22 protein-coding genes and 1 pseudogene are annotated in these 26,287 nt (G+C 40.0%); 4 read left to right on the top strand and 19 right to left on the bottom strand.

The window, feature by feature from the left end:
* Nucleotide 1: 1 nt before the first annotated feature.
* From hisG to ACYIB7_RS07115, 5 genes are all read right to left on the bottom strand, one after another.
* Nucleotides 2–853, bottom strand: a complete 852-nt coding sequence (hisG, locus tag ACYIB7_RS07135; protein ID WP_099462862.1) for an ATP phosphoribosyltransferase — start codon at nt 851–853, stop codon at nt 2–4.
* A 248-nt stretch (nt 854–1,101) separates the two neighbouring features.
* Complete coding sequence (locus ACYIB7_RS07130; protein WP_099462863.1) at nt 1,102–1,419, bottom strand: DMT family transporter; 318 nt, start codon at nt 1,417–1,419, stop codon at nt 1,102–1,104.
* Between the two features lie 62 nt (nt 1,420–1,481).
* Nucleotides 1,482–2,198 carry a DUF5036 family protein gene (locus ACYIB7_RS07125; protein WP_480338401.1) on the bottom strand — a complete coding sequence of 239 codons (717 nt, stop codon included), beginning with the start codon at nt 2,196–2,198 and terminating at the stop codon, nt 1,482–1,484.
* A 46-nt stretch (nt 2,199–2,244) separates the two neighbouring features.
* On the bottom strand, nt 2,245–2,697 hold the full coding sequence (locus ACYIB7_RS07120; protein WP_099462865.1) for a DUF4268 domain-containing protein: 453 nt from the start codon (nt 2,695–2,697) through the stop codon (nt 2,245–2,247).
* Nucleotides 2,698–2,700: 3 nt separating this feature from the next.
* Entirely contained in the window at nt 2,701–5,565 is a 2,865-nt protein-coding gene (locus tag ACYIB7_RS07115; protein ID WP_480338462.1) for a M16 family metallopeptidase, read from the bottom strand.
* 131 nt (nt 5,566–5,696) lie between these two features.
* Here ACYIB7_RS07115 and ACYIB7_RS07110 point away from each other — a divergent pair, with 131 nt between their 5' ends.
* Both ACYIB7_RS07110 and ACYIB7_RS07105 read left to right on the top strand, forming a co-directional pair.
* Nucleotides 5,697–6,866, top strand: a complete 1,170-nt coding sequence (locus ACYIB7_RS07110) for a mechanosensitive ion channel family protein (RefSeq protein ID WP_103983217.1) — start codon at nt 5,697–5,699, stop codon at nt 6,864–6,866.
* 148 nt (nt 6,867–7,014) lie between these two features.
* Nucleotides 7,015–8,289: a mechanosensitive ion channel family protein gene (locus ACYIB7_RS07105; protein WP_480338400.1), complete on the top strand. Its 1,275-nt coding sequence runs from the start codon at nt 7,015–7,017 to the stop codon at nt 8,287–8,289.
* On the opposite strand, the gene ACYIB7_RS07100 is transcribed toward ACYIB7_RS07105, so the two are convergent.
* The 5 genes from ACYIB7_RS07100 to ACYIB7_RS07080 form a co-directional block, all read right to left on the bottom strand.
* Nucleotides 8,270–9,796: an MBOAT family O-acyltransferase gene (locus ACYIB7_RS07100; RefSeq protein ID WP_480338461.1), complete on the bottom strand. Its 1,527-nt coding sequence runs from the start codon at nt 9,794–9,796 to the stop codon at nt 8,270–8,272. The genes ACYIB7_RS07105 and ACYIB7_RS07100 overlap by 20 nt on opposite strands.
* Before the next feature lie 14 nt (nt 9,797–9,810).
* Nucleotides 9,811–11,181 (bottom strand): GDSL-type esterase/lipase family protein, encoded by a 1,371-nt coding sequence (locus tag ACYIB7_RS07095; protein ID WP_103983195.1) that lies wholly within the window; start codon nt 11,179–11,181, stop codon nt 9,811–9,813.
* Nucleotides 11,153–12,601 (bottom strand): SGNH/GDSL hydrolase family protein, encoded by a 1,449-nt coding sequence (locus ACYIB7_RS07090; protein ID WP_103983194.1) that lies wholly within the window; start codon nt 12,599–12,601, stop codon nt 11,153–11,155. The genes ACYIB7_RS07095 and ACYIB7_RS07090 overlap by 29 nt, the downstream gene beginning before the upstream one ends.
* 33 nt (nt 12,602–12,634) lie before the next feature.
* Nucleotides 12,635–13,234 (bottom strand): rhomboid family intramembrane serine protease, encoded by a 600-nt coding sequence (locus ACYIB7_RS07085; protein WP_103983193.1) that lies wholly within the window; start codon nt 13,232–13,234, stop codon nt 12,635–12,637.
* Nucleotides 13,235–13,343: 109 nt separating this feature from the next.
* A complete protein-coding gene (locus ACYIB7_RS07080; protein ID WP_103983192.1) occupies nt 13,344–13,841 on the bottom strand; it encodes a glutamine synthetase in 498 nt (165 codons plus the stop codon).
* Between the two features lie 395 nt (nt 13,842–14,236).
* Between ACYIB7_RS07080 and ACYIB7_RS07075 the strand changes: the two genes are divergently transcribed.
* Entirely contained in the window at nt 14,237–15,904 is a 1,668-nt protein-coding gene (locus ACYIB7_RS07075; RefSeq protein ID WP_480338399.1) for a formate--tetrahydrofolate ligase, read from the top strand.
* Nucleotides 15,905–15,973: 69 nt separating this feature from the next.
* On the opposite strand, the gene ACYIB7_RS07070 is transcribed toward ACYIB7_RS07075, so the two are convergent.
* From ACYIB7_RS07070 to ACYIB7_RS07050, 5 genes and pseudogenes are all read right to left on the bottom strand, one after another.
* The gene (locus ACYIB7_RS07070) at nt 15,974–16,795 is read right to left on the bottom strand and encodes an alpha/beta hydrolase (RefSeq protein WP_103983190.1); all 822 of its coding nucleotides are present in this window, start codon (nt 16,793–16,795) and stop codon (nt 15,974–15,976) included.
* A 14-nt stretch (nt 16,796–16,809) separates the two neighbouring features.
* Nucleotides 16,810–18,291: a proline--tRNA ligase gene (gene proS, locus ACYIB7_RS07065; RefSeq protein WP_480338398.1), complete on the bottom strand. Its 1,482-nt coding sequence runs from the start codon at nt 18,289–18,291 to the stop codon at nt 16,810–16,812.
* 661 nt (nt 18,292–18,952) lie between these two features.
* A pseudogene (locus ACYIB7_RS07060) lies at nt 18,953–19,441 on the bottom strand (thiamine pyrophosphate-binding protein); the annotation flags it as partial.
* Nucleotides 19,442–19,552: 111 nt separating this feature from the next.
* Nucleotides 19,553–20,635, bottom strand: a complete 1,083-nt coding sequence (locus ACYIB7_RS07055; RefSeq protein ID WP_480338397.1) for a cytochrome-c peroxidase — start codon at nt 20,633–20,635, stop codon at nt 19,553–19,555.
* Between the two features lie 65 nt (nt 20,636–20,700).
* Nucleotides 20,701–20,868, bottom strand: a complete 168-nt coding sequence (locus tag ACYIB7_RS07050; RefSeq protein ID WP_480338396.1) for a hypothetical protein — start codon at nt 20,866–20,868, stop codon at nt 20,701–20,703.
* A 263-nt stretch (nt 20,869–21,131) separates the two neighbouring features.
* Between ACYIB7_RS07050 and ACYIB7_RS07045 the strand changes: the two genes are divergently transcribed.
* A complete protein-coding gene (locus tag ACYIB7_RS07045; RefSeq protein WP_480338395.1) occupies nt 21,132–21,260 on the top strand; it encodes a hypothetical protein in 129 nt (42 codons plus the stop codon).
* 3 nt (nt 21,261–21,263) lie between these two features.
* On the opposite strand, the gene ACYIB7_RS07040 is transcribed toward ACYIB7_RS07045, so the two are convergent.
* The 4 genes from ACYIB7_RS07040 to ACYIB7_RS07025 all read right to left on the bottom strand — a co-directional run bounded on the left by ACYIB7_RS07040 (nt 21,264) and on the right by ACYIB7_RS07025 (nt 26,274).
* On the bottom strand, nt 21,264–23,654 hold the full coding sequence (locus ACYIB7_RS07040; RefSeq protein WP_480338394.1) for an outer membrane beta-barrel protein: 2,391 nt from the start codon (nt 23,652–23,654) through the stop codon (nt 21,264–21,266).
* A 135-nt stretch (nt 23,655–23,789) separates the two neighbouring features.
* Nucleotides 23,790–25,040: a carboxypeptidase-like regulatory domain-containing protein gene (locus ACYIB7_RS07035; RefSeq protein WP_480338393.1), complete on the bottom strand. Its 1,251-nt coding sequence runs from the start codon at nt 25,038–25,040 to the stop codon at nt 23,790–23,792.
* A 132-nt stretch (nt 25,041–25,172) separates the two neighbouring features.
* The gene (locus tag ACYIB7_RS07030) at nt 25,173–25,901 is read right to left on the bottom strand and encodes a carboxylesterase family protein (protein ID WP_480338392.1); all 729 of its coding nucleotides are present in this window, start codon (nt 25,899–25,901) and stop codon (nt 25,173–25,175) included.
* A 25-nt stretch (nt 25,902–25,926) separates the two neighbouring features.
* On the bottom strand, nt 25,927–26,274 hold the full coding sequence (locus ACYIB7_RS07025) for a Spy/CpxP family protein refolding chaperone (protein ID WP_480338391.1): 348 nt from the start codon (nt 26,272–26,274) through the stop codon (nt 25,927–25,929).
* Nucleotides 26,275–26,287: the final 13 nt, after the last annotated feature.

The raw sequence follows: 26,287 nt of genomic DNA, 5'->3' as shown, positions 1-26,287 counted from the left end.
GCTATAATATCATTTTCTCAATAGGGATAACCAAAATGCCTTCTGCCCCCAATGATTTAAGTTTACCAATAATTTCCCAAAAATGTTTCTCTGCTATAACAGATTGAACAGAAACCCAATCTCCATTAGCTAAAGGAGTCACCGTCGGACTTTTCATTCCCGGTAATACTTCTATAATCTCATTCAGTTTTTCCTTTGGAGCATTTAATAATACGTATTTCTTGCCTTCCGCTACTTGAATTGCCTCAAAACGGAACAATAGTTCATCCAAAATAGCTTGCTTTTCTTCCGACAATTCATTATTTGCAATCAGCAAAGCTTCGCTCTGCATAATTACTTCAACTTCTTTCAATTGGTTGCTCACCAAAGTACTGCCAGAACTTACAATATCAAAAATGGCATCTGCCAGACCAATGCCCGGAGCTATTTCTACCGAACCGCTGATAACATGAAATTCGGCTTTTACTTTTTTTTCGGCCAGATAGGCTTTCAGAATCTCCGGATATGATGTAGCAATCGTTTTTCCTTCAAACCATTCGATGCCCTTATATTCTTCCTCTTTCGGAATAGCCAGAGATAAACGGCACTTACTGAATCCCAGACGTTTTATCAGTTTGGCTTCCCCACCCTTTTCTACGTATTCATTTTCTCCAACGATGCCTATATCTGCCACGCCATTGGCTACAGACTGTGGTATATCGTCGTCACGCAGAAATAATACTTCTACAGGAAAGCCTTTTGCCGATAAAAGCAGAATACGTTTCCCCCGGTTCAACTTGATGCCGGCTTCTTCCAGCAATAACATGGTTTCGTCGTATAAACGACCTTTTGATTGTACTGCAATTCGTAACATAAGTATTTTGTTTTAAAATTATCATCTTAAAAACAAAATAAGGCTTACCGTATAAACGGCAAGCCTTACTTGTTTATTGCGAATCTTTACTATCACACAGCCCACCGAACTATTGCCCGTTGTAATGATGATGGCGATGATGTAAAGCTATTCTTTTCATTTATTTCATTATTTACGTCACAAAGTTACAATAATTATTCATTTAACAAATAAATCTGTCAAAATATTATCTATTCCAGCTTAATTTTTCACGATGCTAATTTCAAACCTATTATTCCGGCAATAATTAAGAAGGCCGATAGCAAACGCCAAATACTTGCCGAGTCATGAAAAAAGAAAATACCGATCAACAAAGTTCCTACGGCACCAATGCCTGTCCACACAACATAAGCCGTACCAATAGGGATCGTTCGTTGAGCCATATACAAAAAATAACCGCTCAGTCCCATCGATACAACGGCTAAGGCTAGATACAGAAAACGCAATCCCGTTGTCTGTGCCAGTTTCATACCAACCGGCCATCCTATTTCAAAGAAGCCTCCCAGCAATAAATAAATCCATCCCATTTCCTTACTTATTATTTATACCATTAAGTGTGGCTATAAATCTCATTTTATATTAATCAATATTAGTTTACGCGGACAGTCACACTTGTGTAAACATTGCCCAAACGAATATAGACCTCATATGTACCCGATATACCGTTAAATTCAGTAGATGTTCTATTTAAAGTCATTCGCAATACACCATCACCGGCAGAAATATCGAATACTTCAGAAACGCCGCCATACCAAAAACATTCCGTATTTTTAGGCAATTCCATTGAAACCGTTTCACCAACATAAGTTACCGTTCCGAGAGATTTTCCATACTCAGGCAGACCTTGTGCATCAGGATAAACAGAAACATATTTCACAATAGCTCCGGTTTGAACATCATCAACTGCAATCGGAGCTACGACATAAAAACGATAATAGGCAGCCCCGGTCATTATCGCCCTGGTTCCCGAAGGAAAATCAAAGACAGTTTCCGCATCAAAAACCTGATACATATTTCCTGTTGCCACAGCAACCTCACGTACAAGGTTATTTAATCTTGGTTCAACCTCTTTTCCTATTCCGCCAACATTACCAATTTCGGAAATCAGACACGAATTGGTATAGAAATTATTCGCTTTATTTATATAAACATCAGATGTTCCAAGTCGTGTCTTTCCGTTTTGCTCGTTAAGCATATTAAGAGAAACCGTTCCTTCCGGATCATCTGGCACATCATCTTTAGAACAAGATGTTCCTAAAAACAAAACTCCAGCAAACAAAAGCTGGAACAACACATTTTTCTTCATTTTTATTATTTTGTAGTTATAATAGACAAAAGTACGACAAAAACCTTTACTCTCTCAGATACTCAGCAATCTTCATAAAATTTCTTTCTAATAAATACATCTGGCGCGACATAAAAGAAAAGAATTCGCCCCAATGCTCCCGACGATGAAAGTCTATACCTTCTTTTGCCGTATAAATACGTGCTACTTCATTTCCGGCTTCACGTGTATAACAAATATCCCAGATAAGTCCGTTTGGAAAATCTTTTTCCAGAACTTCTTTGTACCAGGTCAGTTTTTCAAACATCTCAAGACGTTGGTCTTCCTGACGATGAGCAACCTCCAATATCACATAAGCACCGTTTCGTGTAGCATCGAACTTCAACTCCACTCCTTTTACTTTCGTATTCAACGTCCAAACTTTTTTCCTTCCGCGTAGATAAGGCTGAACTTCACAAAAAGCAGCAAAACTTTCCCAAAACTCTACTTTCAGGTTCTTTAATTCGTCTTTACTATACATTCATTATTTATAGATGTCTTTTCTTTTTACTTTGACGATCGTTCCGAACGATGCCAGTTTTTTCATATCAATATGCTTAGAACTTCCTACAATAGCATATACAACCGGACGTCCTGCCACATGTTTTTCATAGAAACCGGAAATATCTTTCATGTGCATATTCTCAATATCCGCCAATAACTCCCGGTTCGGATCTGTATTATATCCATTACGCAAAGCGGTATATATTTTAGGAGAAATCTGTCTGAATGAAGGATATTCATTATTCACAGAGTTTAATATCGATTGCTTAACTGCATCGACACGCGCTTCCGGACGTTCGGGCATTTTCTTTATCAACGAATCGAGTACAGTCATTGCATCCAATGTTTTGTCTCCCTGCGTAGAAAGCATAGTAACAAATGTAGCAGGCTTGTCCGGCAACTTAGCCGACGGTTGATTAATACGGGCATTTACACGATATGCAAATGAACGGAATTCCCTTATCTCCTGAAACATCAACGAAGACATATCTCCACCAAAATATCCGGTAAAGAGTTTTGCAGCATGACGCGTCTCCTCATCCTTCAACGCATCTCCCTGTATATATCCGTAAACTATACTTTGCGACACATCCGGCATATCGAAAAAGTAGACAACCGGTTCGTCATAAGACAATGTTTCCCGATAATACGGATAAGCAGAAGGAACATTAATTTCCTGAACCGGCAAATTCTCTTTTAACAAAGAAATCACCTCATCCATAGAATGTGAACCGCAATAATGGATAGAGCATTCTACTTTACGAGCCTCGTTAAAAGCGTCTACCAACTCCTGGCCTTTCAATTTCTTTATCCGGGACAACGGCAATTTCGTCCAGAAACGGGACTGTTCACCATACATTACTTTTTCCAACAATGCTTTTGCCAAACTTTCACTGGATTTCGCAAACGCTTTATTGCTTACCTTCGCATCGTCAACAATTTGGCCTAGCTTTTTATTATCAGCTTTAGCATGACGCATAAAATCACCTACTAAAGTAAGTGTTTCTTGTAAATTTGCCTCAAAACCACTCACCTTAACATCAAAATCCGTATCGCTCACCTCAAAAGCCAACGTACTTCCCAATGTCTGCAAACGATTACGAAAATCATTGAAAGACAAAGAATCCGTACCGATAAAATGCAAATAACCGGCTGTCTGGTTCAATATAGGCCGTTCCAATGCACCTATACCAAAAACCAAATGCAAAGAAAATATATCATTTACCGGATTAGGAGAAGCATACAGAGTTGCCAATGAAGTAACCGGCCGTATTTTTATATCTTTCTCGAAATCAAGCAAACGTGGTTCCAGCTCTTTTTCCGGCATTTCCTGTAATTGCTTCACATAATTGGAAGTAGCATCTTTATTCCTCGGTACTACCGGAGTATAATCCGGCTTAGGAAGATTATCCTTCGGATATTTACCCGTTTTCTTCGTTACATATAAATAGTTTTCATTGAAATATTTACGCGCCACGTCCATAACATCTTCTTTTGAAAGATCATCAATGCGGGCAACTTCATCCAAATAATCGTTCCAGCTTTTCCCTTGTGAAAAGATACGCATCATAGCTTGTGCACGCACACTTATATCTTCTAATCCGGAATCATATTCACGCTTTTGTTCAAGTTTCAGGCTCTGGAAAGTCTCTTCACTAAAATCTCCGGTTTTAATACGGTTTATTTCCTTCCAAACCAATTTTTCGGCAGCCGAATAAGATTGGACAAACAATTTCGGGACAACAAGAATTCCCAGAATGCCTGCCTCGTTCATACTCTCATTCACAGCCATAGAAGCCATAACTTTATGCTCCACTGTCAGTTTATCCAGGTAGCCGGTTCCGTTTGAATTGTTCAGAAGCGCCATTGCTATATTCAAAGCCACCTTATCTTTATGATTGGCCGGTACGCCTCTGAACCCCAATGCCATTGCTTTCACAAATGGTATCGGAACCTTTATTTTCATCTTTTCCTTACCTTTAAAAGGAGGGATCTCTACAATCTCCCTCTGAGGTGCTTCACCTTTACGGATACGCGAAAAGGCAGATTCTAAAATAGGTAAAACGGTTTTGGCATCAAAGTCGCCACTTAATATCAATCCCATATTAGATCCCACATAATACGTTTCAAAGAATTTCTGCATTTCGGATAAACGAGGATTCTTCAAACTTTCGGTACTCCCTATAATCGGATAAGCATACGGATGCGGATAAAAATAGCGCTCAGTCAATTTTTCAATTGCCTGGCTACCGATCATATCGCTATACATGTTCTTCTCTTCATATACTGTTTCCAGTTCACTCTGAAAAAGACGAAAAACCGGATTCAACAAACGTTCGCTGTTTATTTCTGCCCATTGCGTAATATATTGCGGAGAGAAAGTATTGAAATAAACAGTAAAATCGTAAGAAGTCCCGGCATTTAATTTAGTGCCGCCATATCTGGAAATCAAACGGTCGAACTCATTCGGGATAACATATTCTGCGGCCCGGACACTCATTTCATTAATCTCTTTTTGAATAGACGAGCGTAATTTGCTGTCTTGAGTAGCAGCCAATTCATCATATTTTGCGGCAATAGAATCCAATACTACCTTTTCGGCATCATAATCTGTCGTGCCGATTTTATCGGTACCTTTAAACATCATATGCTCAAAATAATGGGCAATGCCCGTATTCGGACAATCTTTAGAACCGGCTTTCACCACAACAGCACCAAAGACTTTGGGTTGTGTATGATCTTCATTCAGCCAAACGGTTAAACCATTGCTCAACGTATGCTCATAAACTTTGAGCGATTCCGGTATCTGAGCAGATAGGATATTTGTATAACATGTAAGTGCCATGATTTGCAATAGATGTTTCATCAGAACTTCATAAGTTCGTAAATATTGCAACAAATATACAATTTTCCGGACGAACAAAATAAACTAAATAGCGATTCGTATGTTATCTCATTAAGATGAAAACGATTATTATGATAAATTTAGGAACTTGGATGAACAAACTGCTTATCGGATGGGGAATAGATCCCAAAATTGCCAACACATTCGACGAGTCGATTATTGCTGTCTTAATGGTAGCCGTTGCAATAGGTTTAGATTATATTTTCCAGGCTATTTTCGTAGGTAGTGTACGAAAAATAGCCCAGAAAACCCACTATACATGGGACACTTTGATGATTAAACGGAAAGTTGTACATAATCTGGTACACGCAATTCCCGCATTCTTAGTGTACAATTTATTACCAATGGCATTTGTTAACGGCAAAGAATTATTAGTCATTTCCCAAAAAATATGTTCAATTTATATTGTCATTTCCCTACTATTAGCAATTAACGGTCTTTTGCTAATGATGCTGGATATGTCCACACTCAAGAAATCCATGAAGAACCGCCCGATGAAAGGATTTATACAAGTGCTTCAGGTATTGGTATTTTTTATTGGAGGTATTATTATTATAGCCATTATAGTCAACAAATCGCCGGCAACTTTATTTGCAGGATTAGGCGCCTCTGCCGCTATCTTAATGTTAGTATTTAAAGATACGATTCTGGGATTTGTTGCCGGAATCCAATTATCGGCCAATGATATGCTCAGGCCCGGAGACTGGATAACCATACCAGCAGCCAATGCGAACGGAATTGTGCAGGAAATTACGTTGAATACAGTAAAAATTCAGAACTTCGACAATACAATTTCGACGGTTCCTCCTTATACATTGGTCAACAATTCCTTCCAGAACTGGCGTGGTATGACAGAATCGGGAGGCCGGCGAGTAATGAAATCTATTTTTCTGGACTTGAATACGATCAAATTTTGCACACCGGAAATGCTGGATTCCTTAAAAAAAGATGTTCCTCTTTTATCCGATTATAACCCGGCCGAAGGTGTTATTCCTACAAACTCACAGGTATTTCGCGTATACATAGAACGTTATTTAACCAGTTTACCAATAGTTAACACCGAGCTGGATTTAATAATCAGCCAGCTGCAATCCACCGAATATGGTGTTCCTATCCAAATTTATTTCTTTTCACGTAACAAAGTATGGAAAGATTATGAACGCATCCAGTCAGACATCTTTGACCACTTTTTTGCTATGGTTCCCAAATTCGAACTGAAGGTATATCAATATTCAGACTAATACTCTTATAAAAAACATCAGGATCATTTTCTAAAAAGATACCGATGTTTTTAGAAAATGATCCTGATGTTTTAGTAAAATGTAAAACTCTCTACATTTATTATTATCTTTGATAACCGGAATAGACAATCAGATAAAATAACCAGATATGCACACAATTCAAGAATGGATAACCGAACGTCTGACAGACCTAGGTCTTGTTAATGATGCAGCCAGCCAATTAGACAATACTATTGTACTCTTGTTTATCATTCTTATTACAATAGCTATCGATTACACTTGCCGCTATATTTTCCTCGGCATGTTTAAAAAGCTGGCCAAAAGGACAAAAAACCAATGGGATGATCTGATTGTGGAACGGAAAATCATTAATAAAATGATGCATATCATTCCGGCCATACTGGTATATATACTGGTTCCCTTTGCTTTTCCTCCCGAAGAATTTCCTAAACTATTAATTTTCCTACAAAAAGTATGTGCTATTTATATCATAGCCGTATCTCTCCGTTTCATCAGTGCATCACTGAACGTTATTCATGAAATTTACAATCAGAAAGAAACATTTAAGGATAAGCCTTTAAAAGGATTCATACAGATTATTCAGGTAACTATATTCTTTATCGGATTCATCTTCATTATCAGTATTCTGATTAATAAATCCCCTGTTACATTATTTGCCGGTTTAGGAGCCTCGGCTGCTATCCTGATGCTAGTATTCAAAGATACAATATTAGGTTTTGTTGCCGGCATACAATTGTCGGCAAACGATATGCTACGCGCAGGGGATTGGATTACCATGGATAAATACGGTGCAAACGGAACAGTAATAGAAGTTACCCTAAATGCCGTAAAAGTAAAAAACTTCGACAATACCATTACAACAATTCCTCCTTATGCTCTCGTTACAGATGCTTTCCAAAACTGGCGAGGTATGAGTGAATCTCCCGGACGCCGTATCAAACGCTCCATAAATATAGATATGAACAGTGTATGTTTCTGTAATCAGGAAATGCTTGATAAATTCCGTAAAATATCTCTAATAACAGATTATATCGATGGGAAAGAAGAAGAATTGCACCGTTATAATGAAGAACATCACATAGATAATTCCATATGGGTAAACGGCAGAAGACAAACTAACTTAGGAGTCTTCCGGGCTTATCTTGTACGTTACCTGCAAAGTCTGCCTGATGTAAACAAAGAACTTATTTACATGGTACGTCATTTACAACCTACTGAAACAGGAATACCTATTGAACTCTATTTCTTTTCATCTATCAAAGATTGGGTTCCTTATGAGGGTGTACAAGCCGACGTCTTCGATCATATCTTAGCCGTCATTCCGGAATTCGGTCTAAGTGTATTCCAGAATGTATCAGGATCGGATCTGCGGAACTTAACCTTTAGAATTGGAAATAAATAAACGGCTGTACTCCCGCACTTTTAAATTGTACCACAATAAAAATAGCAGTAGCTAAAATAGCAGCCTGGAGTAACAAAGGAGAACGGGTAACAACTCCCTGCAACCAGTTTTCCGTTTTTTTCGGCATGAAATGCAGTATATATCCAATTACCATAAGTATAAATACACCTTTATATCCCATAACAAACTGCATAAATACTTCGGGATGAAAGTTTGTAAAAATCTGGGTAAGTACCTCTTCTACTACTTTCATCGAGCTTGCACGGAATAATATCCACCCGAAACATACCAGGTGAAAAGTAATCAATATACCTGCTATCCTATTCAGGGGCTTCATTTCGGCACCCAGTTGTTTGAAACCAAAATTACCGATAAAAAATTTATCGACCGCTAATGCAATCCCATGCAATGCGCCCCATAATATAAAGCTAACGGATGCCCCATGCCATAGACCGCCCAAAAGCATCGTAATAAGCAAATTAATATAAGTCCGCACCCTTCCTTTACGGTTTCCACCCAACGATATGTACAAATAATCCTTCAACCAAGAAGATAATGAAATATGCCAACGCCTCCAAAACTCGGTAATAGAAGCCGACTGATACGGAGAATCAAAGTTCATATTAAAACGGAAACCCAATAGCAAAGCTATACCGATTGCCATATCCGAATATCCTGAAAAATCGCAATAGATCTGTAAAGCATAACCATATACACCCATCAGATTTTCCAAGCCGGTATAAAGCAACGGAGCATCGAATATACGGTCTACAAAATTCATGCTGATATAATCGGATATAACTGTCTTCTTAAATAATCCGCATAAAACAAGGAAAAGGCCTTCGCCAAACTCTGAACGGGTAACCTGCGGAGTTTTATAAATCTGAGGGATAAAGTCGCGTGCACGCACGATAGGACCAGCTACCAACTGAGGAAAGAACGAAACATAAAACACATAATCGATCCATCGGTTAAGAGGTTGTATGCGTCCTCTGTAGACATCCATAACATAGCTGATGCTCTGGAACGTAAAAAACGAAATGCCTACCGGCAAGAAAATATCCAACGGTTGGTAGTTTATACTCTGCATAGCTGTATTTCCCAAATGATAACCCAATTCATGGCCGATAGAAGCTATCACTTCCCGTAAAAAGTTGAAATACTTAAAATAGCCCAGCATTCCCAGATTAACACATAAACTTAATGTCACAAATAATTTCTTCCTCAACTTCGATGAAGTATGGAAAATTCCCTGTGCTATACAAAAATCGGAAGTTGCAGTAAAAACTAATAACCCGAACCACAATCCACTACTTTTATAATAAAAATAAAGGGAGAACAGAGTAACATAAATTATACGTGCCAACAAATGTTTCCTGAGAGACATGTAAACTATCAGGAATCCTATAAACAAGAAAAAGAATAAACCGCTACTAAACAGTATCGGCGCATTATGATGGTAAACAAACAGTTCTCCTAACTTTTCCAATGAAAACATACTATCCATTGCATTTACAATTTTCAATTCTCACTTTTATTCTCTCTCGTTTGATTATATGTATCCATCAAAGCACGGAATAAAAGTATTCCTTGTTCCTGATAACCTTCTTTTGTAAAATGAATCCGGTCACGTCCGAACATCTGCTTTTCTTGCCACTTACGTGACGATTTTTTACCTCCTGTAGCACTAAATAAATCCCAACAAGCAATTCCTTCCTTACGGGCTACATCAACCAAAGCTTTTGCGGCACGTTGGGTATTGTCATTACGGACAAAAGTACGTTTCTTATTCACCCTAACCCGTTTATAACATTCGGGAGGCGTAGTAAGCAGTATGCAAACATCCGGCATATACTTTTTTACAAGCCGGATAAAATCTTTTGCCTGTCCTTCAAATTCCTGTGACGTAAAATTACGTCCGAAAGTCTCATTCGTTCCCAAGGAAATAATGAGCAACGAAGGATTAAGTAACGCCAGCTGGCGTACATAATTCTCATCTGTATAATTTACAAACATAGCTCCGTTTACTCCTATTGAATGGTAAAGAATACCCGGTTTACCGTTCGTCAGGTTAAATCCGTAATATACGGAATTAAAAGAAGAAGCAGGCAGCAACGTATCTGTCCCCTGTTTACGACGCGTACTATGCAATTGCAGAGTATCTGTCAAAAAAGAAATATGGAATGTATCGGCAAGTATTCCGGGAATGTGAATCCCCTTATCAAAAGATACATGAGCAGATTCTTTTGACTTCCCGGCAGGAAGCATCGGCATGGATTTATCGCCTCTGTATAAAACAGCTTGGTTAAAGGAATATCCGGCTCCATTATTAGGAGCAATACTAATATCAAAGTTTACAGAAGGTGATTCTGTCTGAATTCCTATTCCACCAATGCCAAGAGACGTTTTCTTCACCTTTTGTATGCATCTCCCTGCAATCCATTCTTTAACGACTGACGAAATAAAATAGTCATCCGGTTCGTTTGTCTTGCTCAGCTTCAATGGTGAAATCCACCCTCGTCCCGCATTACCGAACTGTTGCTGTAAAAGGCGCATTGCCTGTCCGCTATAGTGCCCCGCCTGAATATGCGAATCGCCTAAATGCACGACCGAGATAACAGTATCCTTTCCGGCCCGCAAAGAATCCAATGCTACAAAAAACGATTCTATAGAATGGGTATCATCCGTAATACGACATAAAGAATCTGTAACAGGTATTGTCGTTGCCGGCCAGGAAACAGGGACAAAAGAAGTTGTCAGTGTATCTCCTTCTGATAATGGTAGCATATTATCATCTATAACTCCTTTCGTAAAACGGGGAGTAAGTAATGCCGATATCCATATCAGTAAAAGAATGCCAATACTAGTATATTGTTTTTTCTGCTTCATCATAAAATTCTTTTTCCAACAATATGGCTTCATATAGAAAAGAAGCTATCTCTTTTCCTCCTCTGAAACTAAGGTGTGTATAATCCTTGCTTGCCCAGTTTTTTTCTACATAACGAACCATGCTATTCTCTCCTCCCATTGCTCCAAACACATTCCAGAATGGAACACCTGCCCGTTTTGCTGCCTGACGTTGTGCATGCAACAAAGCTAAAACAGCCGGCATCGTCTCAAATTCGCCATCTTCTTGTTTACTCCGGTCCGAAACACCCAACATTAATATATCTGCCTGGGGAAAGCACAACTGCAAATGGCGAATAACACCTACCATTCGTTGCGTATACCAGCCATATTGTAAAACATCTTCGCTCACTACGTTCAGACCATATTGCAGTATAATCAAATCATACGGACGTATTTTATTCAATGCCTGGCAACGGGGAATATCCATACGCTCCAATATCAGTCCAGAATTACCCCGTAAAGAAAAATTATCTACCACAACACCGGTATTATCTTCCAAAGCTACACCCAAAGCCCGTAAATCCGATGCATCCGTAAACACAAAATCGGCCTTATTAAATGCACCTGTCAATTCATACTGAGTGACAATAGCAGTAGGCGGCAACACCACATGCAAGGTATCAGTTTCTCCATTACAAACAACACTCATTTTTGTATTTTTGCTTTGTTCATAAATGAACTTTAATGAAGATACATTCTGAAGCTCCGGATAACGGTTGGTTGTTTTCATCGAAACAGAAGCTTTTTCTCCCCGGGATTCAAACATCATACCGGAAAGGGTATATGCGTGTTCATGGTCTGTAAGCATCGACCACATTGTCCAACCGTCACTATGTTGTTCAATCGTCGGACGGAATTGTGCAGCAACAGAATTTACAGGAACAAAACCTACACCTCTTCCACCGAATCGTTTCTGCATATTCGAACGAAAATCTGCAACCATAATATCGCCTTCGATAAAAGAGTCACCCAAGAAAGCGATCCTCACAGGACGCTTGGTTTGTTGCCGGTTATTCAATGCTGCAAAAAAACGTTTTAAACCGATATGGCCGGCCGAATAATCTTCAATATGCATACCTAACGAATCTGCACCTTGTACTGCATAAACGGCTTTATATAAGGAATCACGTATTACCAAAGCCATCGAATCAATATTAGCAACTTTCAATATAGAATCGCGAAAAGCAGCCGAGTCTACCGGCACCATCTTCTCTGCTTCCAATTGCTGCCTCAATGAGTCGAGAGAAAGCGACCGTGGTTTTACACGTATATCGGCCAGCAAATCAACCTTCTTTATTTTATACCCAAACAACCGATCCGGCAACCGGTACATGCCAAGACACATTACAAATGTGATCAGGAGCAGTATCAGTAATCTACCGAAATTATTATCTTTATCCATCTGCTTTTTCTTTCGGAGCTGCAAAGGTAAGGATTACAATCCAAAGTGTGAAAGAAACATATTCAGCAATGAAGGCTCCAGTAACATCGGAAAAACAAAACCGTAAACTGCTCCATAGAAATGGGCATTATGATTAATATTATCTCCGGCCTTTCTTGCCATATACTGGCAATATATCAAATAGAGCACTCCAAATAAAATACCCGGTATCGGTAAGATTGCAAAAAACAGGATTTTACCCCACGGATCAAAAAATATAGAAGAAAACAGAACTGCAGAAACTGCACCCGAAGCACCTATAGATATATAATACGGATCATTACGATGCTTAATAAGGTCATAAACCGAAGCAATAATCATCCCTCCAAAATATAAAGCCAGGTAAGCTCCGTTTCCAAAGCCCATATACTTAAATGTTTGCTCCATATATACGCCAAAAGACCAGAAGGTAAACATGTTTACCAATAAATGTGTCATATCTGCATGTATGAAGCCATGAGTAACCAACCGATACCATTCATGGTTCTTAACCGTACGGTAAGGGATAAATGCCAATTTCATAAACAACTCCCTGTTTCCGAAACATATAAAGGAGAGAACAACTGTTATGCCAATAATTATGTATGTAATCATATCTATCTCAAATTAAGGGTGCAAAGTTATATAAAATAATGATACGAAAAAGCCGGTTGAAGAATAACTTCACGCCGGCCTTTTTATAACATAACATGTATATAACTGACTATCTTAAAATAGCTTTTAATTGCTCCATATGATAACATAATGTATTCATATAAGGTTTAACCGTATTGTGATACATAATAGCTTTCGCATGCATATCTTCCAGCTCGTTCAATTTGCGATTGGCTTTACGCATTTCGCAAGCATTGTAACGAATACCGGAAATATGCCCTTTAATATTTTCAATAACCCGGTTGCCTTCGTTAAAGACCTTTTCAGCTTCTTCCGGAGCATATACTGAATAAGCTTGCAACGAATTATCAAGCAGACTTTGTTGGTAAACTCCAGCCATAGGTAAAAGTTGGTGAATAGCATGATGGCACAATGAATGTACTTCTTCCTGAAGCTTCCGCAATTCTGTTTCCCATTTCGACTCACTCAATCCGTCTTTATCAGATTCCACGCGGCTGTTAAAGATGCCGGACATAACCTTTTCCCATACTTCTGCTACTACCGATTTAGTAGCGATCGTTACCAAACTAAATCTTACTGTTGACATAATACCCAATCTTACATAAATTATACTTCTATCATCATCCCAATCGCCTCATCTTTCTTTTTATCACACAAAGATGATTTATTATTTCTTTTTAATATCATCACGACACAAAATTAAACAAATTATCACATATACAACAACAGGACAGCAATTTTATAATTCTTTAAGACTAAAACAATCAAAATGTATCATTTTTGCTAACTCCAGTAAGCAAAAAGACTTATTTATGACACATAAACCTATCAACACAAAGTCAAATTAACCAATTTTATTACCACAAATCCAAAATGAAAGATAAAAACATTCTATCTACCGATAACAAACCTTATCATCTATCTTTTTGTTATTAAATTAAAAATCACTTATTTTGTTTACATTTTAAACTGACATAACACATGAAATCGGACATTGAAATTGCACGGGAAGTTTCTCTGTGCAAAATAAAAGAGGTTGCTTCAGGACTTGGTATTCCCCGGGAGGAAGTACAAAACTACGGCAGATATATTGCCAAAATTCCCAATCATCTCATCAATGAGCAAAAAATAAAGGAACACAACCTTATTTTAGTAACAGCCATCACTCCCAATAAAGCAGGTGTCGGTAAAACAACAGTCTCAATCGGCCTTGCCCTTGGATTGAATAAAATAGGTAAAAAAGCGATTGTGGCATTACGTGAACCATCTTTAGGCCCGTGTTTCGGGATGAAAGGCGGAGCGGCCGGCGGAGGCTATTCGCAAGTGCTGCCTATGGAAAACATCAACCTTCACTTCACCGGAGATTTCCATGCTATTACTTCAGCCCACAACATGATAACGGCTTTACTGGATAATTACATTTATCAAACCCGCAATAACTGTGAAGGGCTTAAAGAGATTAAATGGAAACGTGTATTGGATGTTAACGACCGTAGCCTGCGAAATATAGTATCCGGGCTGGGTGGTTCGGCAAACGGAATACCGACTGAAACCGGATTCGACATTACTCCCGCATCTGAAATAATGGCAATTCTTTGTCTGGCAACAGACCTGGAAGACCTGAAACGCCGCATAGGCAATATATTATTGGGCTATACTTATGACGACAAACCCTTTACTGTAAGAGATTTGGGAGTAGCCGGAGCCATCACTGTCCTGCTGAAAGACGCGTTACTGCCAAACTTGGTGCAAACAACCGAAAATACAGCAGCATTCGTTCATGGCGGCCCGTTTGCCAATATTGCCCATGGTTGCAACTCCATCCTTGCAACAAAAATGGCTTTGACCTACGGAGATTATGTAATTACAGAAGCCGGATTCGGCGCTGATTTAGGAGCCGAAAAGTTTTTCAATATCAAATGCCGTAAAGCCGGGCTAAACCCCAAGCTAACTGTTATCGTAGCAACAGCACAAAGCCTGAAACTGCACGGCGGTGTGTCAGAAGACAAAATAAAAGAACAAAACATAGAAGGATTAAAAAACGGCCTAGCCAATCTAGACAAACACATCCGGAACATACAAGGTTTCGGCCAGCAAGTAATCGTCACTTTTAACCGTTTTGCTTCTGATACGGACGAAGAAATTGAACTTGTCTCACAGCATTGTAAACAAATGGGTGTAGGATTTGCCATGAATACGGTCTTTGCCGAAGGAGGTGAAGGAGGTATTGAACTTGCCAAACTGGTAGCAGATACAATAGAAAACTATCCATCCGAACCGTTGAAATATACTTACGAAGAAACAGACAGTGTACGTACAAAAGTGAAAAAAGTAGCTGAAAATATATACGGAGCTTCTTCAGTTGTATATACTACGTTGGCCGACAAAAAGATAAAACAGATAGAAAGCCTGGGAATTTCCCACTATCCTATCTGTATTGCCAAAACGCAATACTCTTTCTCATCCGACCCAAAAGCCTATGGTGTCGCCAAAGATTTTGAGTTAAAGGTTCGCGACATTATCATCAACAACGGAGCTGAAATGATCGTCGTTATAATGGGTGAGATTATGCGTATGCCGGGGTTGCCCAAAGAACCCCAAGCCAAAAATATAGATATTGTTAATGGTATGGTTGAAGGGCTAAGTTAAAATCCGAACCTATAAAACAGACAAAAAAACAGCCGTTGAAGTGTTTCAACGGCTGTTTTTTATATACATTCATTTTTTCTTGTTCCTGTCAAAAAAGTTCTTGAAGAATAATATCTGGTAACCAATAGCATTCTTCCAGTATTCGTTGGTATGACCTCCGGGACGGACAATGAAATCATGACCAATTTTATATTTTAAAAGTTTCTTATGAAAATCATTGTTCACTTCAAAAAAGAAATCGTCATAGCCACAATCAAAAATTAAAGCTAAATCGCCGCTTCGCAAACGATCAATCTGATTGATTGCAGTGTGAGCTTCCCATATTTCACGATTTTCGGATTCTGTTCCTAACTTCTCCGCCATTTCCCAGTTATTAGGGAACGGACGGATATCCAACCCTCCACTTGTACTGCCTGCAGCGCCAAACACGTCTTTATGGCGCAAAGAAAGCCACATAGCTCCATGTCCACCCATACTCAGGCCGGTAATGGCACGAGCCGAACGATCTTCGATTGTAGAATAATGAGAATCTATGTACTTTATCAATTCGCCAGAAACAAAAGTTTCATACCGTAAAGAAGGATCTTTCGGGCTATCCCAATACCAGCTATTGCGGTTACCGTCGGGGCAAACAAACATAATTCCATACTGATCGGCCAACTGGGGCAAATCCGGCCGTATTGTAACCCACGTTTTTGCATTACCACCATGACCATGCAGCAAATAAACAACCGGAACGGGAGTTTTACTCTTTTCAGGAATAACAACAACAACCTGAATATCTTTTTTCATTGAAGGGCTGTAAACTTTTATCGTATCTACAACTCCTGCCCTTACTGAAAAAGCGATTAATAACAGCAATACAAACAAAATACTTTTGGTCTTTCTCATAACGTTATTTGATATTAATAAGCTCTTGCAAACAATACGCGACGGGCCGAAGGCTTTCCTGTTACCATACATTTGCCGGGGGTCATGTCACCTTCCAAAGGCAGGCAGCGTATCGTGGCTTTCGTTTCATTCTTTATCTGCTCTTCCGTTTCGGGTGTACCGTCCCAATGAGCAAGAATGAAGTTGCCATCTTCAATCTTTTCTTTGAACTCGTCATACATATCAACCGTAATGGTATTGGCCGTACGATGATCCAGCGCTTTCTTAAAGATATTCTGCTGGATTTCTTCCAAGAGGTTCTTTACATATTCTTCTATGCCGTCGCAAGTGATGGTTTCCTTTTCCAACGTATCACGGCGCATAATTTCTATCGTGTTGTTTTCAAGATCGCGGCCACCCATAGCCAGACGTACCGGAACACCTTTCAGTTCATATTCGGCAAACTTCCATCCCGGCTTTTTGTTATCGGAATCGTCATACTTAACAGAGATGCCCATCGATTTCAATGTAGCCATAATACCGTTTACCTTTTCACTGATCTGAGCCAATTGTTCTTCACTGCGATAGATAGGAACAATCACCACCTGAATAGGAGCCAGATGCGGAGGCAATACCAAACCGTTGTCATCCGAATGCGACATGATAAGCGCACCTATCAGACGGGTCGAAACCCCCCACGAAGTAGCCCAGGCATAATCCGTCTTACCATTTTTATCAATAAAGGTTACATCAAATGCCTTACCAAAATTCTGTCCGAGGAAGTGGGAAGTACCGGCCTGAAGGGCTTTTCCGTCTTGCATCATTGCTTCAATCGTATAAGTATCGAGTGCACCTGCAAAACGTTCGCTTTCAGACTTCACCCCTTTGATAACCGGCATAGCCATATAGTTTTCGGCAAAGTTGGCATACACATCCTGCATCTTCTTTGCTTCAATTTCTGCTTCTTCGCGCGTAGCATGGGCCGTATGTCCTTCCTGCCACAAGAACTCGGCTGTACGAAGGAACAAACGGGTACGCATCTCCCAACGCATAACGTTAGCCCACTGGTTACACAGGATAGGCAGATCGCGATAAGACTGAATCCAGTTCTTATACGTATTCCAGATGATAGTTTCCGAAGTAGGACGGATAATCAGTTCTTCTTCCAGTTTGGCAGCCGGGTCTACAACCACACCTGTCCCATCGTGATTTGTTTTCAGACGATAATGCGTCACAACGGCACATTCCTTAGCAAATCCTTCTACGTGTTCGGCTTCTCTGCTCAAGAACGACTTGGGGATTAAGAGCGGGAAGTAAGCATTTACGTGACCGGTTTCCTTGAACATATCGTCCAATATACGTTGCATCTTTTCCCAGATTGCATAACCGTATGGTTTGATCACCATACAACCGCGTACGGCAGAGTTTTCCGCCAAGTCCGCTTTAATTACCAAATCCTGATACCACTGTGAATAGTTCACACTTCTAGGAGTAAGTTCCTTCAGCTCTTTTGCCATTTCTTTATAATTATAGTATTCTTAATTTTTATATTTTATAACGGGAGGCAAAGGTATAAAATTATCGTTTATCATTGTACACCATAACAGAAATACTATAACACAAAACAGCACTCTTTTACTCACATCCTTTTACTCTCTCGGACAAAACGGAGAACCTTTGCGACTGGCAGTTGCCGGTGTATCGCCTCCCCCTCCCCCTTTGCCTTAGCCTCCTGCCTTGTCCGGCGTCCCGATCTCTCCTGTCAGACCAATCTCCCTAAGTAGGGAGAAAGAATCTCCCTAGGTAAGGAGAAAAGATCTCCCTAGGTAGGGGGAAAGTATCTCCCTAGGTAGGGAGATTGATCTGACAGGAGAGTGTCAATGGTTCCGCCAGGGGAGTGTCAATGCCTCCTGCAGTCGGTAGCGGGCCGCCGCCGCTTTTGGTTGAAAGAGATAGCCTCCCCCCCCCGAATTTGTGTTACCGGACGCAGAACGCGCAGACGAACCTTTAGAACACTTCTTTCCAATGCTTTAAATTTGTCTCTATCGTATCGCGCACTTCCTGCGAACGGCCTTCCATCATTAACTTGTACATTGTCTGGGCAAAACCAAACATATGATTAAACTCAATCTTAGGAGGCATAGCCAATGCGTTCGGGTCTGTCATGATATTAACAAGAACCGGAGCTTTAAGTATCTGAGATAGTTCAACTAATTCCTTATGAGCTTCTTGTGCTCCTATTCCGCAGTAAATAGTTACCTTATCCGCTTTATTCAGCAAACCGGCCAATTCTTCAATTTCTTTTTGAGAAGGGCAAACACGCTGGCGTGTAGCAAATGGTTGTGAAGAAGAAAGAGGAGCTTGTGCATCCTCTGCTGCCAAATCGCCAGGCAGACCGATTACACCTACACCACGTGAAGAAATAGCCGCCTGAATAGCACCCTGCAACATACGGGGAAACTGGTCTGCTGTTGTAGCTACCTGATTATAATAGCTGCAATCGTCAAATAACTTTATGGTATTCGTTTCCTGAAAATATTGCGTACCGAATTCATAAGAAGGTAATGTAGAAGCTATAGCCAGAACCGGAGCACCGGAACGGTGAGCATCATATAATCCATTAATCAGATGAACATGTCCGGGTCCGCTACTTCTACCAATTGATCCGCAACTTTCTTTGCCATGATAATTCGCTTTTTGTTTTCGTTATTATGTTTTATAAAAACTATATCCGAAACAAAAAAGTTTTGCGGAAGCCGGTAAAGATTTCCAGTTGCTCTAGTCAGTTTGATAACCGTCTGTCAATGTCTTCATAAAAGCAACGATAGCTGCTTCTTCTTCAACTGTAAGACCCAGATTTCCAAGTTCATCTTTATTAACCGTAGCCGGATATTCGGCAGGAGGAAAATCTTCGATATCACGCACATTATAAAAATGCACTATTTCTTCCAGCGTTCTGAAATATCCGTTATGTCCGTACGGAGCAGTCAATGCTATATTCCGTAAAGTAGGAACACGGAATTTACCATATTGGGCACTATCTTTCAGGAAAGACCCCAATCCTAAATCAATCGTATCACGGCCATGAACGTTATAAGGTTCTGATACCATATAAAATGGATTCTCAGGGTTACAAGGTATTCCCAGGTTATCATATGTATGATCGGTAAACAATATACGGCCGGCACGTTCGTCTTTATCCAATATATGGCATTCGGCGCAAAGGCCTTTATCTTTAAATAATTTATACCCTTTTTTTTCTTGCTTGGTAAGTTTACATTTTCCCTCTTTCCATGCATCAAATTTAGATGTAAACGGACTTACTTCAGCAGAACGCTCATAAACAGATAAAGCATTATTAATACATTTGTAAATCGAATCATCAGATAATGGCTCTCCATAAATTTTTACAAACTGCGGATAATAGGGTGCTTTTTTCACTTTCTCCACAACCACCAGATAATCTTTATTCGCCATTTCCAAAGGGTTAACAAATGGTTGAGCAGCCTGTTCTTCCAGTGTATTAACGCGGCCGTCCCAGAAAAGGCCACCTATATATGTATCTTCCTCTTCATCATAATACAACGGAGGAACGAAGGATGAATAAGCGCAAGTCATTGAATTCCGGTTACTGAACCGTCCTTTAACAGCGCCTTCGGAAGTAATACGTGAATACTTATCAGCAAAACCAACTTCGGGAGTATGGCAAGTTGCACACGATTCCCCCGCCGGTTCCGATAAATTCTCATCGAAAAAGATCGCTTTACCAAGCAATTCTTTTTCATTCAAAACCGCTTCTTGTTTCAAAGAACAAGAAACAAGCCCAAACACAACAAAAACAGTTAAAACAACGAATCGCATCTTATATCCAAAATAGTATTACAAACTTTTGCTACATATATCAGGCGAAGATACGATTTATTTATTTATCCTCTGCTTCCCAGGCTATCTTTATCAGGATTTACCTCTTTAACAGCTTCTTCAACCTCCTTGTCTGTTACTTTATGAGCATTTTCAGCAGCAAATTGCTCTACAGGATATTTATTTTCCAAACGCTCTATGTTTTCATTTTCTTTTGTATCCTTTGCTTTCATAATCTCTACAGTTTAATCGGTTTATATGGCCTCTAACAGGGCTAATTGCTATATGGTTCACACATTAAACCCGAAAGCTGCAACATTCAATAATTTTTTCAATTTATTATTGAGCTTTATAGCGTTTTTTCTGTTTATCCAAAATACGAATAACCTATTAAAGTAACAGCAGAAAAAGACTTTACAATTTGGGGAATCGTTACATATTCCATAAAGAATCACATTCAAAAGAAACGGTAAGCATAAAATAATAAATGATGTATATGGTTGACCAGTTTAAAGAAAACTTTTTTGACAATTATTCTACGGAAGATGTCCGGATAGAAGCAACGCTGCGTGCCATCGCCATAGAAAACGAATCAAAAAAGGTAAAAATTAACTGGAATTGCTAAGAGTTATTGTAAATTTTTCAACTTACTGAAATAAGGTTGTCTCAACCAAATCGCCCCATCTCCCACAGCCACAAACCGTTGCTTGGCACGTGTTAAGGCCACATTTAATAAGTTAGGTTTGGATGAAGCCCAGGAAGCAGCCCCTTTAGACTTCTCATCCAGCCCCAGACATAAAATTACACCTGCTGCTTGCTTACCTTGAAACGTATGGACTGTTCCGATGTGGGCGTCCAACCACTTTTTTAGTTCGTTGTCTTCTATTGATTTATAAGTAGCCAGTGCTTGCTTAATAGGCTGACGTAATTCTTTTTTCAAGATGGATGGTATTTCCGAGAATGGAGAGATCACGAACAAATCGGGCAGATCCTGTTGGTGGCATATCTCATCAATGATCATTTGCCTGATCAGAGCACCTTGTTCCGGTACGTAATGCCGTCCACTCACCTTGCCCTCCACCTGCACAAATCCATTCTGCATAAACAGTAGAGAACTATCTGCCAAAGTAGAGTTATACATCATGCCATTATATGCGATCTCATTGGCTATGGAAAACATCGGGTCGACACAGCGGCGATGCACCCGTAGCGGAGAGCCGGTCCAAATATCATTCGTTATCCAACCATACGGATTGGCACGATCGACCATTGACTGAACAGAAAGAGAAGTCTGTATCTGTGTTTTATCCAATCCGAAATGACGGCTGATATTATTGACAATCTGCTCAGGTATTGTAACAACGGGTTCTATCTGAAAAGGATCTCCTACGATAACAGCCCGTTTAGAGCGCCAGATAGCTCCTGCCGCCGCTTGTGGAACAGCCTGCCCTGCCTCGTCTACAAATAGCCAGGGGATTGTTCCTGTTCCCATTTGACTAAACATGCGTTGAATGGAAGCAAATGTGGAAGAAATAACAGGGACTATCAGCCAAAATGTATTCCACATCGCCTGTATTTCTTTTTCCGTAAGATCTCCTCCTGTTTTAAGAAAACTGAAGAAACCCTCCAGCGTTGTTTTTATGCGGCTCGACATGACATTGGCTCGCAGTATAAACAACTCGTTCACTTTCATTGCTTCAATGAACAACTCGGATTGCAATTGTTTAAGTCTCTTCGAATACCAAGGAGAGGTTTCCTGTACCTCCTTTGATTCGATCCGTTGCCAGTATGAAGCATCGGCGTAGGCTCCTTTCAATTCCTGACGGGCGGCTTCAATCGATTTCGACAACTGGGCATAGTTGCCATTTAGTCTGTTATATTCCTTTTGGCTTTGTTCTTGTATTTTTCTTTGTTTTTCTGTACGTAAGCCAAGTGTTTGCAACAAGGCTTTCTGCTTGGTTATCTCTTCAGATAATTGATTATATTCCGAGAAAGCAGCAGAGTAAGAGGTTGTAAAATCTATATTCTTATTGATATTACTTCCGATAATTATTTTAGGTATTAAGTTCAGCTCACGTGTGTCGCTTGTCACCCCATTAAAGACAGTGGGGGTATTGGTGTAATTGGCAGCTATGCTGACATTGATATTGCTGCGGATCAAATCAAGCGGAAACCCGTAAGTCAACATGGATTGCAATGAATAATAGCCATTCAAGTTTATCGGTCGGGTAAACTGTGCCCCCTTGTTGAGTGTCACAGAAGGCATCAACTCTATATTCTCATTGGCTACAAACGTGCTGTCTCCGATGTACTTCTGTTTAAAGGTAGCTCCCAGCATGGCGATAAAAGTATGTCCGGACTTTGTCGTATGTATATAGCGAAGATTGGCTATATGCGATATTTCCTGATCCAGATAAGGGTTCCCAGCAAACAGAAACAGGGGATTTGAATTGTTGACCACAGATTGCAAATCCGTTATGGACGGCGAAGACGTGATGCTACGGTAACGGAACTGCAATGAATTGGTTTGGTCTAAGATATAGTGGAACATCAGTGAGGGAAGGACTGAAAAATAACTGCGGGAGTGCTGCTCAGATTGAGGATAGGTTAAATCTCCCTTCAAGTTTGCCCATTGGGTTTCCAGTCTCAACATGGCATTCCATCTGTCGCTCTGATAACGAATACCTACATTCCCGGATTGGGTCAGATAATCCGACCGATATATACTGGAAAGATTTTCATCCAGTTGCTCGTAGGATTCCTCGTCCGGTTGTGACACAAAAGTCTTTTGTCCGTTCTCCGAATCAGAATAATTAAGCTTATATCCCAACTGCAACTGAAGCTCATCGGATATTTTTTCAATAAAAGTCAGGTTGGAACGGAAACTGTATTGTTTTTTGATATTATTCTTCAATTGGCTATATTCTTCAGGAATGTTCTGTTCTAAAGGATTATACAATAAATCCGTAAAATCTGAACGGTTACTACCATCCGTATTGCTCATGCGTCCGCTCAGCATCCATGATAATGTTCGTCCCGGTTTTGTGAAACGATGACGGAACAGCAAATCCGCACCAAGATTATAGGCTTTGTTTTCTCCAACTGCTGTGGTACTTGTTTCATTGCTCAGGGTCCCGTCGGTTTTGTTTGTCCCTTACAATGAATTGTTGCTGTCCATATTTTGAAAGCTCAAAGATGGACGAAAAAGCAACGAACTCCGTTCGTTTATCTGGTAATCCAGCTTGAAATTGAACCGATGATTCCAGTTGGTCAGGTAATTCTCTTTATATTCTTCATAAGACATTCCAGCCAATGCTGCATCCCAATAATTACGGTTTGTTTGTTGAAGGGTCTGATTGTCTGATTTATTGAAAAAATAGCTCGAAGTTATCTTTAGCTTTTTCCCCCATTGATCTACATAATTCAGTCCCAGCCCATTGGTAGATGTAAGTCCGTCCATGCTGCCAATCATGAAGTCAGCTACGGAACTTCCACTTTGGTAACCTTTTTTCCCGCCTCCATTCCGGAATCCTTTTCTTTTGTTTCCAGAATTAGAAGATAAGATTTCGGTCAAATCTTCTTGTGAAAAATTCTGCTGATTTACATTGTTGGACATGCCTAATACTGATATACGTTGATTTTCATTAAAGAAATTCAGATTCCCATTTACCTTATAACGTTCATCAGTACCATATCCCACAGTCATCTCTCCAAAAGTTCCTTGTCGGAATCCCGTTTTCGTGACGATATTTATAGTTTTAACTTCTTCGCCATCGTCAAATCCGGTGAACTCAGACTGGTCACTTTTCTTGTCAAAAATTTCGATACTGGCAATAATGTCCGAAGGCAGATTCTTGACAGCCAGACTGACATCCCCTTCAAAGAATTCCTTGCCATCCACTAAAATCTTTTTCACTTGCTCTCCCTGAGCCTGAACAATACCGCCCTCGACAACAACACCGGGCATTTTTGCCAGCAAATCCTCAGCCGAGCTTCCCTGCATTACCTTGAACGCCTCCGCATTGTACATGAGACTGTCACCACGTTGTTCGGCTCGGGTAGCACGTCCCTTAACTGCAACCTCTCCCAGCAACTGTGAGTTTTCCTGCATATATACATTGATTTTGTTGGAAGTATTTGCTATTTTAACAGTTTCCATAAAAGCTTTATAGCCTATATAAGATATATTTAGGACATAAGTACCTGCTTTAAGCTTATTGAAATAGAATTGTCCGCTCAAATCAGTAGTTGTAAATAAGGCACTCCCATTTTCTGGAACCAATTTGACTGTTGCAGAAATTAAGACCTCATCCGAAGCCTTGTCTTTTACGACACCACTTAAGCTTTGAGCTGAAACGGACAGTGACAGGCATAGACATGCCACAAGCAAAAGTATTCTTACCATAAAAAACAGCTTTGATTAAAAGAAGAAATTGATCATTCACCTCCAAAGGAAGCCAGAATCTTATTTTTTCAATAAAAGCGGCTACCGATGACTCTTTTATCGTAAAGAACATTGGGGGATTGTATATACCGACTATTCGCTTGAGCGTATATGATTGAAAATCCAATTGAGACGTTTGTCCGTATAGCTCTCTGTGCAAGTCTTAATATGTGACCAGCCATTTTCCACGTCAAGTATAGTTTCCCCATTCAGCTCCTTTAACCGTTCCATAAAAGAAGTGACTGGAGCAATGTCCATTAGGTTATCGCCAGTCCCCATCACCGTGCAGACCGGAGTCTTGGCGAGCAGAGCAGCATCTATTGTGTCCGGATTTCCGGCTACCGGCATAACAGCGGCAAACAAGTAAGGATAGGCAGATGCCATTTTCCAAACCCCTGTTCCTCCCATAGAACCGCCCATTAGATAGATACGGTCTGGATCCACTTTTCCCTTGTTCATGTATTCATCAACAAGATTTTTTATAATCTCATTTGTCTGGACTCCCCACGTAAGGGAGTCCGGACATTGAGGTACAATCATAAAGGCATTAATACGGTTTCTGCAAAGGTAATCGGCAATCGTATAGATTGCATCTTCATTCATTTGTCTGACATTATCACTTCCACGCTTTAGTCCGCCATGCAAATAGATTACTAATATCGGTTTCTGTTGTGTGCCACCGGCTGTTATCACCGTTTCCCTGTAAGGAAGTATGATGTTATTATATGACCATACATTGAAACCGAAGTCTGAATCTGTGTATCTGCATGGTGTAGCTGATGCCCAAATGCTCATGTACAAAAGAATAGTTATGATTATCATGCGCTGCCGCTGTATTCGCAGTAAATCATTCTTTCGACTGACCACGCTTTCCTTTCTTCATGTCAGCGATTGACTGTTCTATCATCTGCTTGTAGGTCGTTTGCTGTTCGGCTGTCAGCAGAAGGCAGATGTCCGCCGTCAGTTTTTCGAGGGCTTCCCTGCGCTTTTCACGGGGATATTTCTGCTTGTTGAAATCCGCATACAATTCACGGATTTTCGTTTTCTGCTCATCGTTTAGGGTCAGCTTTTCATCCATTTCCTTGATGCGCTGTTCAGTCCGCTGTTGTGCAGTAAGCTTGGTTTTACTTTCTTGTGCAGGTACCTGCAAGGTGGTAGCGATGGCAATGGCCATCATTAAAAACATTCTTTTCATACTAAATTTCTAT

Source organism: Parabacteroides sp. KHUB-03 (genome assembly GCF_056640975.1).
This window is presented reverse-complemented; position numbering and strand designations above follow the sequence as displayed.